12 protein-coding genes and 1 tRNA gene are annotated in these 15760 nt (G+C 70.5%); 7 read left to right on the top strand and 6 right to left on the bottom strand.

Annotation, left to right across the window (positions count from 1 at the left end; all coding sequences use genetic code 11):
* Positions 1-175: 175 nt before the first annotated feature.
* Together NH2_RS12980 and NH2_RS12975 are read right to left on the bottom strand one after the other, a co-directional pair.
* Positions 176-1171 (bottom strand): iron-containing redox enzyme family protein, encoded by a 996-nt coding sequence (locus tag NH2_RS12980; RefSeq protein WP_067653057.1) that lies wholly within the window; start codon positions 1169-1171, stop codon positions 176-178.
* 9 nt (positions 1172-1180) lie between these two features.
* Entirely contained in the window at positions 1181-1627 is a 447-nt protein-coding gene (locus NH2_RS12975) for an SRPBCC family protein (RefSeq protein WP_067653055.1), read from the bottom strand.
* 87 nt (positions 1628-1714) lie between these two features.
* Between NH2_RS12975 and NH2_RS12970 the strand changes: the two genes are divergently transcribed.
* The 4 genes from NH2_RS12970 (at position 1715) to NH2_RS12955 (ending at position 5370) form a co-directional block, all read left to right on the top strand.
* Positions 1715-3184: a peptide MFS transporter gene (locus NH2_RS12970; RefSeq protein ID WP_067653054.1), complete on the top strand. Its 1470-nt coding sequence runs from the start codon at positions 1715-1717 to the stop codon at positions 3182-3184.
* A 19-nt stretch (positions 3185-3203) separates the two neighbouring features.
* The gene (locus NH2_RS12965) at positions 3204-4688 is read left to right on the top strand and encodes an amino acid permease (RefSeq protein WP_067653052.1); all 1485 of its coding nucleotides are present in this window, start codon (positions 3204-3206) and stop codon (positions 4686-4688) included.
* Between the two features lie 52 nt (positions 4689-4740).
* Positions 4741-5229 carry a hypothetical protein gene (locus NH2_RS12960; protein WP_067653050.1) on the top strand — a complete coding sequence of 163 codons (489 nt, stop codon included), beginning with the start codon at positions 4741-4743 and terminating at the stop codon, positions 5227-5229.
* 67 nt (positions 5230-5296) lie between these two features.
* Positions 5297-5370: transfer RNA gene (locus tag NH2_RS12955), tRNA-Leu, on the top strand.
* 64 nt (positions 5371-5434) lie between these two features.
* Here NH2_RS12955 and NH2_RS12950 read toward each other — a convergent pair.
* Positions 5435-6805, bottom strand: a complete 1371-nt coding sequence (locus NH2_RS12950; protein WP_157103747.1) for a hypothetical protein — start codon at positions 6803-6805, stop codon at positions 5435-5437.
* A 238-nt stretch (positions 6806-7043) separates the two neighbouring features.
* Here NH2_RS12950 and NH2_RS30185 point away from each other — a divergent pair, with 238 nt between their 5' ends.
* A complete protein-coding gene (locus tag NH2_RS30185) occupies positions 7044-7178 on the top strand; it encodes a hypothetical protein (protein ID WP_281202028.1) in 135 nt (44 codons plus the stop codon).
* A gap of 301 nt (positions 7179-7479) precedes the next feature.
* A complete protein-coding gene (locus tag NH2_RS12945; RefSeq protein ID WP_067653046.1) occupies positions 7480-7689 on the top strand; it encodes a DUF6374 family protein in 210 nt (69 codons plus the stop codon).
* Here the strand turns inward: NH2_RS12945 and NH2_RS12940 are convergent, their stop codons facing one another.
* Both NH2_RS12940 and NH2_RS29800 read right to left on the bottom strand, forming a co-directional pair.
* On the bottom strand, positions 7690-8061 hold the full coding sequence (locus NH2_RS12940; protein WP_067653044.1) for a hypothetical protein: 372 nt from the start codon (positions 8059-8061) through the stop codon (positions 7690-7692).
* Positions 8058-9140: a uracil-DNA glycosylase gene (locus NH2_RS29800; RefSeq protein ID WP_245650548.1), complete on the bottom strand. Its 1083-nt coding sequence runs from the start codon at positions 9138-9140 to the stop codon at positions 8058-8060. The genes NH2_RS12940 and NH2_RS29800 overlap by 4 nt, the downstream gene beginning before the upstream one ends.
* Here NH2_RS29800 and NH2_RS12930 point away from each other — a divergent pair.
* A complete protein-coding gene (locus NH2_RS12930) occupies positions 9133-9399 on the top strand; it encodes a hypothetical protein (protein ID WP_067653042.1) in 267 nt (88 codons plus the stop codon). The two genes, NH2_RS29800 and NH2_RS12930, sit on opposite strands and share 8 nt — an antisense overlap.
* Before the next feature lie 84 nt (positions 9400-9483).
* Here the strand turns inward: NH2_RS12930 and NH2_RS12925 are convergent, their stop codons facing one another.
* Complete coding sequence (locus tag NH2_RS12925) at positions 9484-15645, bottom strand: non-ribosomal peptide synthetase (protein WP_067653040.1); 6162 nt, start codon at positions 15643-15645, stop codon at positions 9484-9486.
* Positions 15646-15760 lie beyond the last annotated feature (115 nt).

The following is a 15760-nucleotide window of genomic DNA, read 5'->3' as shown; positions in this document are numbered from 1 at the left end:
CACTTTCGACACGATTGACGGGGACAAGGCTCGCGCGGTGGAGGAGGCGACCAAAAGTCTGTCGGAGATGCCCGCCGCACCGCCGCACCGAGTGGCTGGCATCGGCCCTGCGCCGGGAATAGAGATTTTCGAAACACATCCTCCTGGCGAGGAGCCGCACTCCTGGTCGAGCGAGCTACTCCAGCGGCTCGAGCAGTGATGACTTCCCGACGTCCCACGCCTCCAGCAGCACCCGATCCACATGCTCCTCGAGCAGATTCGTCACCTGGATCCCGAACACCACCGACTCGGTAAGCTCCGGCTCCTCGGCCACCAGCGGCGCAATAACCTGACGCCGCATGACCTGCTCATGCACAGCATCCGCCTCGACATGCTCGGCATAGAACCGCACACAAGCCGGATCGGCCTCCAGCCGCTCCAGCACCGAAACCATCCGCCGCGACCCCGGCGACGACGTGATCTCCACCGTCGCGAAGTGCCCGACCAGCGCCCCGCGCAACTCCCGATGCAGCCCGAACAGCGACATCATGTTCACCAGCGCCAGCATCGGCGCGGGCACCACATCGAGGTAGTGCAGATAACCGTCGTCCAACCCGGCAGCAGCCATCAGGTCCGCGTAGAGCTGAGCGTGCACCCGGTCCGCATGCCCACCCCCGTACTCGTCGAACTCCACCGCCACCAGCGCCGCCTTGGGCTCCCCGCGCAGCCGCGGGATGGCCCAGGCGTAAGGATCGGCCTCCTTGTGGTGGTAGATCGAGCGGTGCACGAAGTACTCGCGCAGATGCCACCACTCGGCCCGCTCCAGCAGAAAGGCACCGACCCCGGCGGGCTCACCGGGCTGCACCAGCAGCGCGTTCAGTTCGGCATCCAGATCAGCCCCACCGGGCACGTCAGCGCGCATGGCGGCGAGGAAGCGCCGCTCCAACTCCGCGCGGAACGCGAGCAGCCCGGGATCCCACTCCCACCCGGGCGCGACCCCGTCGAACCCCTGATAGTGCAGCTCGTACAGCGTGTAGAGCGCGAGGTGCAGATCATCGCCGTACGGATCGACATCCCCCGCGGGCACGGAAACGGAAGTCCCCGGCTCCGAGCGCAGCGCGGTGAGCACGGCGGAGGAGAGGGCGCCCCGGGCGGGCGGCAGGGCGAGACGGGTGCGAACGCTGGTCGTCATAGTGGCCGACTACCCCTTGTCCGCCCGGCCGCGCACGAGATCGGCGAGCCGATGCAGCGACTCCCGATTCCGCGGCGCCAGCAGGAGCCCCTGGGCGAGATCGGGCACCACAACACCCGGCCCCTTGACGGCCTTCTCCGCCATCTCGATCCGCGTCCGCCCCGGCCCCTCCTCGCGCAGCGTCAGCCGGACGTAGGCGGCCCCGAACGGCCAGAGCCGGGCCTCCAGCTCCAGCCGATGAGGCTCCTGAACAGCGAGAACGGTGGTGTGGTCGCGCATGGTGAACGGCCACGGCCCCACGCTGTGGTGGATGCGCGAGCCGACCGCGGGCCACTCCGGATCGACCGCGCGAATATGCGAGGCGCCGACGACCCAGGACGAGTACAGCCAACCATCGGTGAGTGTGGCGAATGCCTCGTCGATGGGTACTTCAACGGTGACACCGATCTCGATCACGGGCTCCGAATGCCCCCGCCCGACCGGCCGAAACTTGCCGTGGAGTGGCTACCGAACCGAGTCCGGTGGTGTGGGAAGGTGAGGCACATGGCCGAGACAGCGAATATCGAGCAAGCGGATGTACCGGAGCGCACCTTCTTCGGGCACCCCATCGGCTTGACCAACCTGTTCGGCGTCGAGCTGTGGGAGCGCTTCTCCTTCTACGGCATGCTCACCATTCTCGGCTACTACCTGTACTACTCGGTGACCGACGGCGGGCTCGGGCTCTCCCAGGACACCGGCGTCGGCATCGTCGGCGCCTACGGCGGGCTGGTGTACCTCTCGACGGTGCTCGGCGGCTGGATCGCCGACCGATTGCTGGGAATGGAGCGGACGGTCTTCTACGGCGGCGTCGTCGTGATGGCCGGGCACATCGCCCTCGCCCTGCTGCCGGGGCTGGCCGGGGTCGGCGTCGGCCTGGTGCTGGTGGCGCTGGGCAGCGGCGCGCTCAAGGCCAATGCCTCCTCGCTGCTCGGCACGCTCTACCCCAAGGGCGATGCCAGGGTGGACGGCGGCTTCACCCTCTTCTACCTCGGCATCAATATCGGCGCCTTCACCGGGCCGCTGCTCACCGGGCTGCTGCAGCGCGAGTGGGGCTTTCACTACGGCTTCGGCGCCGCCGCGATCGGCATGGCGCTCGGCCTCACCCAGTACGTGATCTTCCGGCGCAACCTCGGCACCGCGGGCCGCGAGGTGCCGAACCCGCTGCCGCGCCGGGCCGCCGGGCCGATCGCCGGGGTGCTGATCGCGGTCGCCGCGGTGGTCGCGCTGGTGTGGGCGCTCGGCTGGGTGCGGCTGAGCAACCTGGCCGACGTCACCACCGGCGTGATCGCCGTCGCCTCGGTGCTCTACTTCGCGATCATCCTGCGCAGCCCCAAGGTGACCCCGGTCGAGCGCACCCGGGTGCGCGCCTTCATCCCGCTGTTCATCGCCAACGCGGTGTTCTGGTCGCTGTTCCAGCAGATCTTCACGGTGCTCGCGGTGTACTCGGACGAGCGCATGAACTGGTCCATCTTCGGCTGGACCGCGCCGTCCAGCTGGATCGGCTCGGTGGAGCCGGTCTGGATCATCGCGCTCTCCCCGCTCTTCGCCGCGCTCTGGACCCGGCTCGGCACCCGCGCGCCGAGCACCCCGCGCAAGTTCGCGCTCGGCGTGCTCGGCATGGGGCTCTCGTTCTGGCTCTTCCTGCCCTTCGCCGGCGGCGAGGGGCGCAGCACTCCCGCGGTGTTCGTGCTGCTCATCATGGCCGGGTTCGCCATCTCCGAGCTGCTGATCTCGCCGATCGGGCTGGCCGTCACCACCCAGCTGGCGCCTGCGGCGTTCCGCGCGCAGATGATGGCGCTCTACTTCTTCTCGGTCGGCTTCGGCACCTCGATGGCGGGCGTGCTGGCGGGGTACTACGAGACCGATCGGGAATTCGCGTACTTCGGGCTGATCGGCGCGGTCGCCGTCGTCGCGGGGCTGATCATGGCCGCCCTCGCGCCGTGGGTACGCAGGCACATGGAGGGCGTGCATTGATTCGAGGAATGGAGTCACCATGACCACGACCCGCACCGGCGGGCTCTTCCGCACCAAGTCGGTGGAGCAGTCCATCCGCGACACCGACGAGCCGGACGCCAAGCTGCGCAAGGATCTCACCGCCTGGGACCTCACCGTCTTCGGCGTCGCCGTCGTGGTCGGCGCGGGCATCTTCACGCTGACCGCGCGCACCGCGGGCAACGTCGCCGGGCCATCGGTCTCGCTGGCCTTCGTCTTCGCCGCCGTCGCGTGCGGGCTCACCGCGCTCTGCTACGCCGAGTTCGCCTCCACCGTCCCGGTCGCGGGCAGCGCCTATACCTACTCCTACGCCACCTTCGGCGAGCTCGTCGCCTGGATCATCGGCTGGGACCTGATCCTGGAGTTCGCGCTCGCCGCCTCCGTGGTGGCCAAGGGGTGGTCGCAGTACCTCGGCGAGGTGTTCACCGGTGTGCAGCCGGTGGTCGACCTCGGCCCGGTCGAATTCGACTGGGGCGCTGTGGTTCTGCTCGCGGTGCTGACCGTGCTGCTGGTGATCGGCACCAAGGTGTCGTCCCGGGTGTCCGCCATCGCGGTGGCGATCAAGCTCGGCGTGATCGCGCTGGTGGTCGTGGTCGGGCTGACCTACTTCGACAGGGACAATCTCTCGCCCTACATCCCGCCGTCGCAGCCGGGCGAGGGCGAGGCGGGCTGGCACCAGTCGCTCTTCTCCTGGGCCACCGGAGCGGGCAGCAGCACCTTCGGCTGGTACGGGCTGCTGGCCGCGGCCAGCCTGGTGTTCTTCGCCTTCATCGGCTTCGACGTCGTCGCCACCACCGCCGAGGAGACCAGGGACCCGCAGCGCGCCGTCCCGCGCGGCATCCTCGGCTCGCTGGCCGTGGTGACCGTGCTGTACGTGGCGGTCTCGCTGGTGCTCACCGGCATGGTGCCGTACACCGAGCTGGCAGGCGACGACTCCACCCTCGCCACCGCCTTCGCGCTGCGCGGCGCGGACTGGGCGCAGACGGTGATCTCCATCGGCGCGCTGGCCGGGCTCACCACCGTGGTCATGGTGCTGTTCCTCGGCCAGACCCGGGTGCTCTTCGCCATGTCCCGCGACGGGCTCATGCCGCGCGGGCTCGCCAAGACTGGCCGCTTCGGCACCCCAGCCCGCCTCACCGTGCTGGTCGGCGTCGTGTGCATGGTGCTGGCCGGCTTCGTGCAGTTCGGCACGCTGGAGGAGATGGTGAACATCGGAACGCTCTTCGCGTTCGTGCTGGTCTCCATCGGCGTGCTGGTGCTCCGCCGCACCCGCCCCGAGCTGGAGCGCGGCTTCCGGGTGCCGCTGGTGCCCTTCATCCCCATCCTCGGCGTGCTCGCCTGCCTGTGGCTCATGGTGAACCTCTCGGTCGAGACCTGGGTCCGCTTCCTGCTCTGGATGGCGATCGGCCTGCTGGTGTATTTTGCCTACGGACGACGGCATTCCCTGCTCAACCGCACGGCGACATCGAGTCCGGCTTCGGAATAGAGGCATCATGCGAAACCTGTGGCGACGGCGTTCCCGCGAACCGCAACCCGCTGTGCGCCGTCTCCCCGGGGTCACGCAGGTCAACGACTGGATCGACGCCGTCGCCACCGGCCTCTGCGACCACCGCAGGGAGCCCGAGGCGACCGCCGCCCGCGCCTGCGACGCGCTCTTCACCGCCGCCACCGTCGCCGCCGTCATGGTGGAGCGCGGCAAGCCGTGCCCCGAGTACCGCGCCGTGCACCAGCGCTGCCTCACCGGCGCCATCGAGTTCATGAAGCTCCTCGGCGAGGACACGCTGCGCCGCCACCGCGCCCAGACCCGCACCCCCCTCGGCTGGGACGAACTCGGCCCCGCCGACGCGGTGCAGATCGCCGAGCACCTCACCGGCCTCGGCGAAGCACTCCAGATCGCGCTCTGCGCCCTCACCACCGACCCCCGCCTCGGCCCCGACCTCCGCGAGGTCGCCGACGTGCACGGCCTCCCCGCCGCCGCCGTCATCGTCGACTCCTGCTTCTTCATCCGCGCCGACCCCGCGGTGTGAGTTCGGTATCGGACCCAGCGGTCGAATTCCGGTACAGGCGTACGGGTCCGGTACTCTTCTCCGGGGCGCCCCCATAGCCCAATTGGCAGAGGCAGCGGATTTAAAATCCGCCCAGTGTCGGTTCGAGTCCGACTGGGGGCACCGACTCTCGACCGCGTGGGCGCCCTCTCGGCCGCGCCACGCGCAGGCTGATCATGGCGTCACCCTATTTCGATGCTCCGTCCTTGAACGCCGCTATGAAGTCGCGCACCAGGATGAGCCGGGTGGGGAAGTTGCTGTCCAAGACGGAGATCAGGACGACGGAGAGCCAGACCAGGGCGACGACCACCATGCCGTTCGCAAGAATGCTGCCGCCCATATCGATGCCGAGAAACTTGACGAAGACTACGAGGAGGATCGGTACGAGTCCGCCGAGCAGGTTGCGCAGCAGTACCAGCCCGGCTCGGACCTTCAGCGAGAACGACGGCTTCTTGACCTTGTCCAGCGTGGGGAGATGGTGATAGTGGCCGAGCGCGATGGCGACGATCGACTCCTTCAGGAGCTGGCACAGATCCTCCTGCGTGCTTCGTCCCGGCAGTGCCACCCAGAGCGTGTAGGACTTGAAAACCTGCGCGGCCTCGTGGCACCTGGCGGAGATCACTGATCGGTCGGCGGTGGCGAGGTGGCGGTACTGGCGCGGAGTGCTGCGGTGGAGGCTTTCGGCGGCTTGTCGAAGGGTTCCTATTATCTCCAATTTGATGGCATCGGTCGCGAATGCGCCCTCCGCTCGGAGGAGCGAGTACGCGCGAAGCAGGTGCCGATTGACAGAATAGAGAGCTTCGCCGGTGACGACTCGATCCAGCAGCAGCCAGCGGCCGAGCGACACGAACATTGCCGTGAATATTCCTGCCAACGCGGCTGTTCCTATGGAGGTCATGAAAATAAGCGGAATATCCTGCGTGTTGTCGATGATTCCTTCGATGCCGCGGAGAGAAGCTTGGGCGGTCTTCGAGACCGAGTAATCGAACGAGCGTATCGGCAGAAATAGAAGTGTGGCCACGGCGGCCAGTGCCAGGAATCTGGCAGACCTGGACCTGATGAAGGCCGGTCGACGAAAACTCACGAAGAAGCTCAGTGTGTAGGTCAGCGGATGTGTGATGCACAGTCCGATTGCGACGGGCGCGGCCCACCACATGGGAATCACCGGGTTCGCGCTCGAATGCGGCCCGGAGAGTATCAGTATGGCGAGGGGGGTGCCGACCTGGGCGAAGGCGATCAGAAATGTTGCAGGCAGGATTATGGCGAAGAAGTACAGTGCGGAAACTGTCCAGCGTCGGCACTGATTTTTGCTGCGTTCGTCGTAGTTTCGCGCGATTTCCCTGGAGACCGCGTCCGATTCCACTTCGCTCAGGATTTCCAGGAGCGCTTTGGCATATCCGATATCGGGTCCCCTCGATCGCCGGTACTCGCCGAGCATGATCCCGATCAGGGAATTGCGAAGCAGTCGAGCCGGCTGGGTGATTACTCCGGTGCCGTTTGTGCCGGCGTGCGACTCGATCGCCCGTCGATGATGTTCGCCGGCGCTGCTTCCGGCCATGTCGCTGCCCCCCCTTCCGAGAATGATGCCGCAGAATATACGACATCGAGCACAGGCCGGCTTACCCCTCCGGGCCGGAGTTCGAAGTTCATTCGAACGATCGACAGAGCGATATGGGGCGTCGTGCTACTTTTTCGGAAACGAGAGGGGTAAAGCGGTGGCATGGGGTAACAAAGGTCGGGCCGACGTGCAAGTTCCGGTCGAGTTCGATATCGCAGGGAGAACGTACCGAGTCGAGATGGCCGAGGCTGAAGTCAGCCCGTACTTCGTTGCCAATCAGCTGTTGAAGGAAGTGTCCGTGAAGACGGATCTGCTCACCGGTCAGCAGGTGGTCGTCAACTGGTCGCTGGTCGGAGTGATCCGCAGATTGTGACCGGTCTTCACCGGGGCGACCACGCCGCTTACCGCGGTTCGGTTCCCGCGCGGGGAGGCAGTGCACTACCGCGAGATCGCGCTGGGGCTCGGGGTGCCGGACGAGGCGAAGTGTATGCGGAGCGCGGGCTGGCGATCGAGCAGGAGGTGCCCGCCGACATCCGGAGCGCCTTCGACACGCTGGGCAGGTGCACCGAACTCGACCGGCTCGCCGCCCGGCTGGACGCGCAGCAGGCGGCGGCTCGCCGAATTGATCGGCTGATCGACTCGAACATATGTTCGCCAGGGGGTAGCGTCGTGCCATGCCTGAGCCATCCCCACTCGATCGGGCCGCCGAGGAGCTGCGGCGCACGCAGCGGCAGCTGCTCGACGCGGCGGCCTTCGGCAAGCAGCTCTCGCCCGAGCAGCTGGAGCGGGCGGCGGGGCGGATCGGAGAGGCGCTGCGGGTCTACGCGGGGGTCACGTCGGCGCCCGCGCGGCAGGTGTGCGACCGGCCGCGCAGGCACCGGTGATCAGCGGGCGCCGGTCACCTGGGCGTAGGAATCGGCGACCAGGAAGCCGGTGTGCTCGATCACGACCAGCACCGGAAGCGGGTGGTCGAGCAGCGGGCGGATGCCCTGCTCCAGGCGGTAGTGGAATTCGGCCGCGGCGGGGAGGTCGCGCTCGGTGACCGAGCCGTTCTCGTCGCGGTACGAGCGGTGCGGGGTGAGCAGGACCGACTCGGGGCCGCTCGGGGCCCAGCGGAACAGGATGCGGTCGGCGGAACCGGGCCTCGCATACGCCACCGAACCCTCACCGTCCGGGCGGAACACCAGCTCTTCGTCCTCCATGGAGGAGTGGTACCCGTAGTCGGAGCTCCAGGTACCGATGAGATCCTCGGTCACTCGACGAGGTGCTCCGCGGCCTGGGCGAAGTCCTTGCGCAGCTTGTCCTCGCGCTGCGCGCGGACCGCTTCGTCCTGGGTGAAGAGCGCCTGCTTGCTGGTGTGGTAGGTCGGGATGACGATGAGTTTGCCCGCCACCTCGGGGTGCTGTCGCTCGAAGCGGCGCCAGGCGGCCTGGGCGTCCAGGCCGTGGGCCAGGACGACCTTCAGCTTCGGAAGCAGGGCGATGACCTGTTCCAGGGGGGCGAGGCCGCGGTCGATGTCGGCGGTGGAGGGCTTGCGGCTGGTGTACCAGGGGTAGGTGTTCCAGGTGATCAGGTCGTCGATGCGCAGCTTCGCGGACTGGAAGAACTCCAGGTAGCGTTCGGCGGCCTGGTCGTCGTTCTCCGGGGAGAGGAGGCCGCTGTTCTGCTGGCCCGCGCGGGTCTTCGGGCCGGGGTCGCGGAACAGGGAGAGCAGGCGGGCCTCGGTGCCGCCGTAGATCGGGGCCAGGTACGGGAGTGGGTCGCCGCTCTCCTCGATGAGCTTGTCGACCAGGTGGTTGAACGGGGCGATCGGGCCTTCGTAGCGGGCGGCGAACTGTTCCTCGCGGTATGCGCTGTCCGCCAGGCGGCGCGGGGTGAGGACGCGTTCCTCGACCTTCGGCGCGGCGGGCTTGCGCGTCGTCTTGCGCGGAGTGGTGGACTTCGCCGCGGCCTTCTTGGCCGGTGCCTTGGCAGGGGCCTTCTTGGCGGCGGTCTTCTTGGCCGGATCGGCCGCCTTGGCCACCGCCTTCTTCCGCGGGGCCTTCTTGGCCGGGGCGCTCTCGGCCGGAGCCGTCGCATCCGCGGCGGGCTTACCGATGGCGGAGGGTGCGGCATCGTCCACGGACCTCGCGGGAGCGGCGGGTTCGTCGACAGGCGTGGTGGGCGCGGCATCGTCCACGGACCTCGCGGGAGCGGCGGGTTCGTCGACAGGCGTGGTGGGTGCGGCATCGTCCACGGGCTTCGGGGAAACGGCGGGCTCGTCGGCGGTCGGCGGGAGCACGTCCGCGTCGGCGGCTGCCGTTGCCTCGGGCTCGGCCCGCTCGGGAGTGGTCACCACCGAGTCGAAGGCCGTGGCCGGAGAACCGGTCGGGTCGACGGGGGTCGCCGCCGAATCGGCCGCGGGGGACTCGGCCTTCTCGACCGTCGTCACCGGTGCGTCGGCGCTGCGCGCCGAGTCGGCGGACGGCGCGACCTCCGTCGACTCGGACCCGTTGCCGCCCTGCTGCGAAGAATCCTTTCTCCAGAACAACAACGCCGCGATTGCGCGCTTGGTCACCCCGCGGGGCGCGTTCCTGCCGGTGGACATCGAGTGAAACTCCGTTTCTCGTCGGCGCTCGCTGTGGGTGACACCGACGGGGTATCCGATTCTCTCAGGTGAGAAACCTGGTCGGTACGGACTACGAGGGTATCCCCGCCGGGGCCGGAATGAACCCCGACGCCAGGAATTCCCGGACATACGCTGCCAGAACGGCCCGGTCGACCGGTCGGCGGAGTACGCCGGTGCCTGACAGCATCGCCTGTGTGTGGTCGTCGCGCCAGTCGAGATGCACCGGAAGTCCGGCGAAATCGGTGGTGAGGAGCGCGGCGCGGGTCAGGGTGTCGTCACCGGCGGCCTCGCGGAGCCGGGATTCCCGCTCCAGCGCGTCCCGCACCTGCTCCAGCGGAACGGTGGAAACAGGTATCCCCTCCAACCGGAGGATGTCGTAGATCTCCCGCACCGCAACGGGTTCCGGGTTCACCAGGTGGTACACGGTCTCGGCGCCCGCCCGCCCGGCCATGGTGACGACGGCGTCGGCGACGTAATCCACCGGAACCAGCGAGACCGCCGCGTCGCCCAGATCGGGCGCCATGCCGAGAACAGCGGTGGCACGCAACAGGTTCCACAGCGCGTCGGAGGTGCTGTTGATCCCGGCGGAGGCCGTGCCGCTGATGGTCCCCGGCCGGTAGATGCGGGCGGGCAGCCCGCGCTCGGCGGCCCGCCGCACCAGCTCCTCGGCGGTCCACTTGGAGGCGATGTACCCGCTGCCGGGCAGCTCGTCGGCGGTGAGCCGGATGTCCTCGGTCACCGGCGCGCCGTCGGCGCGGACGGCAGTATTGATGGTCGAGACGAAGTGCAGCGGCTTGATCCGCCCGGTGCGGGCGAACCGCAGCACCTCGCGGGTGCCCTCCACATTCGCCGCGCGCAGCCGCGCGTACGGCTCGATGTGGTTCACCCTGGCCCCGTTGTGGTGCACCACGTCGATCTCGGCGGCGAGCCGCTCGTAGTCGGCGGGGGCGAGCCCGAGCCGGGGCGCGGCGAGGTCGCCGGGCACCGGCCGGACCCGCTCGAAACCGTCCTCGCGCAGCCGGTATCGCCGCAGGGCGGCCAGCACCCGCTCGACCGCCTGCGCGTCGGAACCTGCCCGGACCAGGCAATATACCGTCGCGGGGGTGCGGTCGAGCAGCGCGCGAAGCAGGTGCGCGCCGAGGAAGCCGGTGGCGCCGGTGAGCAGCACCGCGCGCGGGGTCATGGTGAACGGCGAGATGTCGTCGTCGAGCAGGGCGTCGTCGGCCGGGTTCGCGGCCGCCGCGGTGTCGGCCCCGCTGATGTAGCCGGCCACGCCCGCGGCGGTCGGATCGCCGAGCAGCGCCGCCATCGGCACCCGCCGCCCGAGATCCCTGGTCAGCCGCTGGTGCAGCGAGAAGGCGAGCAGCGACGAGCCGCCGAGCTCGTAGAAGTCGTCGGTCACCCCGACCTCGGGCAGCCCGAGCACATCGGCGAAGGCGGCGGCCACCGTCTCCTCCAGCGGGCTGCGCGGGGCGACCAGCGCGCGGGAGGCGAAGACCGGGCTCGGCAGCGCCGCCCGGTCCAGCTTGCCGCTGGTGTTCACCGGCAGCTCGGCCAGCACGACCACCGCCGACGGCACCATGTACGAGGGCAGCGCGGCGGCGACGGCGGTGCGCAGCGCGTCCGGGTCGAGCGCGGCGCCGGGCTCGGGGACGACGTAGCCGACCAGGTGATCGCCGGTGTCGCCGGTCTTCACCACCACCGCGGCCTGGCCGATTCCGGCCAGGGCGAGCAGCGCCGCCTCGATCTCGCCCAGCTCGATCCGGTGCCCGCGCAGCTTGACCTGGAAGTCGGTGCGGCCGAGGTAGTCGAGCGTGCCCCGCGGGTTCCAGCGCACCAGGTCGCCGGTGCGGTACATCCTGGTCCCGGCGTGGTCGTACGGGTTCGCGACGAAGCGGTCGGCGCTCAGCGCCGCGCGGCCGTGGTAGCCGCGGGCCAGCTGCACCCCGGCCAGGTACAGCTCGCCGACGGCGCCGACCGGCACCGGGCAGAGCCTGGAATCCAGCACCAGCACCCGGGAATTCCACTCCGGGGTGCCGATCGGCACCCGCAGCGCGGCATCGTCACCGGGGCCGACGGGGTGCTTGGTGATGCTCACCGCGGCCTCGGTGGGGCCGTAGACATTGTGGATCCCGGCGGCGCAGCGCTGCGCGAAGGCGCGGGCGGTCTCCGGCGGCAGCGCCTCGCCGATGACGAAGATGTCGCGCAGCGTGCTCAGCTCGGCCGGTTCGCAGTGCGCGGCGAAGGCGGCCAGCATGGACGGCACGAAATCGGTGAGCGTGCAGCGGTATTCGGCGATCAGGTGGGAGAGCGCACCGGGGTCGCGGTGCTCGTCCGGCCCGGCGAGCACCAGCGTGGCGCCGGAGCGCAGCGGCAGGAAGTGGCCCCACAGCGAGACGTCGAAGGTGCCCGGCGTCTTCTGCAGGTAGATGTCGGCGGCGGTGACCCGGTACTCGTGCCGCATCCACTCGATCTGGTTGACGATGGCGCGGTGCGTGATCACCACGCCCTTGGGCTTGCCGGTCGAGCCGGAGGTGTAGATGAGGTAGGCGGGGTTGTCCGGGTGCAGCGGGGCCGTGCGCTCGGCGTCGGTCACCGGGAAGCGGGCGTAGCCGGCGAGATCGAGGGTGTCGACCAGCTCGGCCGGGGCAGCCGTGAAGCCGTCGCCGCTGGTGGAGAGGGTGCAGACCGGGCGCGCGGAGTCCAGCACGTAGCCGATCCGCTCGGCCGGGTGGTCCGGATCGATCGGCACCCACGCGCCACCGGCCTCGACCACCGCGCAGAGCGCGATGTACTGCGCCAGCGAGCGGCGCATGGCCACCGCCACCACCGCCTCCGGCCCGACGCCGCGCCCGATCAGCCAGCGCGCGAGCCTGCTCACCGCGCCGGAGAGCTCGGCGTAGGTCAGCGTCCCGCCCGCGCCGGTCACCGCGACCGCGTCCGGGCTGGTCGCGGCGAACCGGTGCAGCGGCGCGAGCAGCGATTCCGCGGGCACCGGCCGCACCGGCCCGGTCGACCAGGCGCGCAGCAGCCGCAGCTCGGCCGGCTCGATGACGTCGAGCTCGCCGACCACCCGGCCCGGCTCGGCGGCGATCTGCTCCAGCAGCCGCAGGTAGCCGCCGAGGAAGCGCTCCACCGTCGCGGCGTCGAAGAGGTCGGTGGCGTAGGTGAAGCGGACCACGATCGGTCCGGGCGCGCCGTCGTCGGTGCGCGACTCCACCACGGCGATGTGCAGGTCGGTCTTGGCGGTCCTGGTCTCCAGGTCGAAGCCGGAGAACGCCACCCCCGCCATCGACATGCGCGCCTCGGAGAAGTTCTGGAAGGCGAAGCCGACCTGGTAGAGCGGGTGCCTGCCGGGCGAGCGGAGCGGGTCCACGGCATCCACGACGTGCTCGAACGGCACCTCGGAGTGCGCGAAGTTCACCAGGTCGCGCTCCCTGGTGCGGCCGAGCAGCGCGCCGAAGCTCTCGCCCGGATCCACCCTGGTGCGCGAGACCGTCGTGTTGACGAACATGCCGACCACGTCGTCCAGCGCGGCCTCGGCCCGGTTCGTCATCGGCACCCCGATGGTCACGTCGGTGACGCCGGAGAGCCGGGCCATGAGCACCGCGAGCGCGGTGCGCATGACCATGAAGACGGTGGCATTGTGCCGCCGCGCGACGGTGCGCAGCGCGCCGTGCAGCGCCGCCGACACCTCGCGCTGCACCGAGGCGCCGCGCAGCGAGGCCACCGCGGGGCGCGGGCGGTCGGCGGGCAGCTCCAGATCGTCCGGGATGCCCGCTAGCTCCTGTTTCCAGTAGGCGAGCTGGCGGGCGAGCGGGGACTCCGGGTCGTCGCGGGAGCCGAGCACGTCGCGCTGCCGCAGCGAGTAGTCGGCGTACTGCACGGCGGGCGGCTGCCAGGCGGGCGGGGTGCCCGCGCTGCGCGCCGCGTAGGCCGCCGCGATGTCGCGCGCGAGCGGCGCCAGCGAGGAGCCGTCGGCGCAGATGTGGTGCATGGCGCAGACGAGCACGTGCCGATCGCCGGTGCGCAGCAGCCCGACCCGAAGCGGTACTTCGCGCGCGACATCGAAACCGCGCCACAGGATTTCGTCCACCCAGGCGGCGACGGCGGGGGAGTCCGGTTCGGCGGTGGCCTCGTGCACCCGGAGCGCGGAGAGCGCCGCGTCGGCGTCGAGCACCACCTGGTGCGGGCCATCGGCGTCGGCGGGGTACCTGGTGCGCAGCGATTCGTGCCGGATCACCGCGTCGGCGAAGGCGGCGTGCAGTGCGGGCACGTCGAGCGCGCCGGTCAGGGTGAGCGCGAAGCCGAGGTTGTCCACCGCGGAGGCGGTGTCGAACTGGTTGCGCAGCCAGAACCGCAGCTGCGCGGGGGAGAGCGGGATGCGGTCCGGCCGCGCCCGTGCCAGCAGCGGGGGCCGGGCCGGGTCGAAGAGCTCGGTGCGTACCGCCACCGCGAGGCCGGAGACGGTCGGGTGGTCGAAGACCAGCCGCGGCGGCACCTGCGCGTTCAGCGCGTCGCCGAGCCGGGCCGCGACCTGGGTGGCGAGCAGCGAATTGCCGCCGACCACGAAGAAGTCGTCGTCGGCGCCGACCCTCGGGCGGTCGAGCACCGCGCGGAAGGCCTGGGCGACCAGCTCCTCACCCGCGCCGGAGGGCGGGCGGTAGGGCGACTCGTCCACCGGGCGGCCGCGCAGCGCGGTGCGGTCCGCCTTGCCGGAGGTGGTCAGCGGAATGCGGTCGAGCAGCGTGATGGAGTTCGGCACCATGTAGCGCGGTAGCACCCTGGCCACCGCGTCGGCCAGCGCCGCCGGGTCGGGGGCGGCGTCAGGGCCGGGCTCGATATAGGCCACCAGCGCGGTGTCGCCCGCGGCCGTGCGGCGGTCGACGACCACCGCCGCGCGCACGCCTGGCTGCGCGCCGAGCGCGGCCTCGATCTCGCCCAGCTCGATCCGGAACCCGCGCACCTGAACCTGCTGATCCAGCCGCCCCAGGTACTCGAAGTCGCCGGTACCGTTGCGCCGCACCAGATCTCCGGTGCGGTAGAGCAGCGCGCCGTTCGCGTCGGCCACGAAGCGCTGCGCGGTGAGCGCGGGCCGCCCCCGGTAGCCGCGCGCCAGCCCGGGGCCGCCCAGGTAGAGCTCACCGGCGACGCCGATGCCGACCGGGCGCAGCTTGGCGTCGAGTACCCGGCAGTGCACGCCGGGCAGCGCGGCGCCGATGGTCACCGGGACGCCCGGCGTCATCGGGCCCGCCAGCGTCGCGGCGATGGTGGCCTCGGTGGGGCCGTAGGCATTGAAGAGGGCGGTGTGCGCCGCCCAGCGGTCGGCGAGCGCGGGCGGGCACGGCTCGCCGCCGACCACGAGCACCCGCAGCGCGGGCACGCTCGCGGGGTCGAGCGTGGCCAGCGTGGACGGGGTGAGGAAGGCGTGCGTGACCTCCTGCCCGGCCAGCAGGGCGGCCAGCTCGCCGCCGCCGAGCACGGTGGGCGGCGCGATCACCATGGTCGCCGCGGCGCCGACGGCGAGCAGCAGCTCCAGGATGGAGGCGTCGAAGCTGGGCGAGGCGAAGTGCAGCGTGCCGGCGTCCGGCGTGAGGCCGAAACGAGTGACCTGTTCCACACAGAGCCCGGCGAGCCCGGCATGCGTCACGGTGACGCCCTTGGGTTGCCCGGTGGATCCGGAGGTATAGATCACATAGGCCGCGTTGGACGACCGGAGCACGGTCGGGCGGTCCAGGTAGGAGATGGGATCGCCGGCCTCGGCGGCGATCAGCTCCGCGGTCGCCGCGGTGTCGACGGCGAGCCAGGGCAGCCGGTCCGGCAGCGATCCGGCGTGCGCCCGATCGGTCACGCCGAGCAGCGCGCCGCAGTCGCGCACCTGGTAGTCCAGGCGAGCGGCGGGCAGTGCCGGGTCGATCGGCACGTAGGCGGCGCCGGTCTTGGCCACCGCCCACAGCGTCACCACGGCGTCGATCGAGCGCGGCAGCGCCACCGCGACGGCGGACTCCGGCGCCGCGCCCCTGGCCAGCAGTAGCCGGCCGAGCCGGGTGGAGCGGTCGTCGAGCGCGCGGTAGGTGAGCGACTCGTCCCCGCAGCGCACGGCGACACCGTCCGGGTTGCGCTCCGCGGCGGCCGCGAGCAGGGCGGTGAGCGTGGCCGCGCGCGCGGTGGGCGCCCGCTTGTTCCGGGAACGCCGCGACGACGGTGGCGTGTGCCGGGTACTGCTGGTCACGATGAACGTCCTGTCGAGCGAGGCCTGAAACGGGCCGAATACTACGGCTGTCGACATCCGCCCGCTACTGCGCGCTTCCCGGCGCGGGGGTTTCGGCGGTGCCGATAGTTTGCCG

Source organism: Nocardia harenae NBRC 108248 (assembly GCF_001612885.1).
In the GTDB taxonomy this organism is placed as follows: domain Bacteria; phylum Actinomycetota; class Actinomycetes; order Mycobacteriales; family Mycobacteriaceae; genus Nocardia; species Nocardia harenae.
Note: the sequence above shows the minus strand (reverse complement) of the source record. Positions and strands in the feature narration are given on the sequence as shown.

What these genes read in the sequence shown, in the direction of transcription:
- NH2_RS12950 (WP_157103747.1), bottom strand. Translation starts at nt 6,805, where the DNA reads ATGGCCGGAAGCAGCGCCGGCGAACATCATCGACGGGCGATCGAGTCG.
- NH2_RS12965 (WP_067653052.1), top strand. Translation starts at nt 3,204, where the DNA reads ATGACCACGACCCGCACCGGCGGGCTCTTCCGCACCAAGTCGGTGGAG.
- NH2_RS30185 (WP_281202028.1), top strand. Translation starts at nt 7,044, where the DNA reads ATGGCCGAGGCTGAAGTCAGCCCGTACTTCGTTGCCAATCAGCTGTTG.
- NH2_RS12980 (WP_067653057.1), bottom strand. Translation starts at nt 1,171, where the DNA reads ATGACGACCAGCGTTCGCACCCGTCTCGCCCTGCCGCCCGCCCGGGGC.
- NH2_RS12945 (WP_067653046.1), top strand. Translation starts at nt 7,480, where the DNA reads ATGCCTGAGCCATCCCCACTCGATCGGGCCGCCGAGGAGCTGCGGCGC.
- NH2_RS12970 (WP_067653054.1), top strand. Translation starts at nt 1,715, where the DNA reads ATGGCCGAGACAGCGAATATCGAGCAAGCGGATGTACCGGAGCGCACC.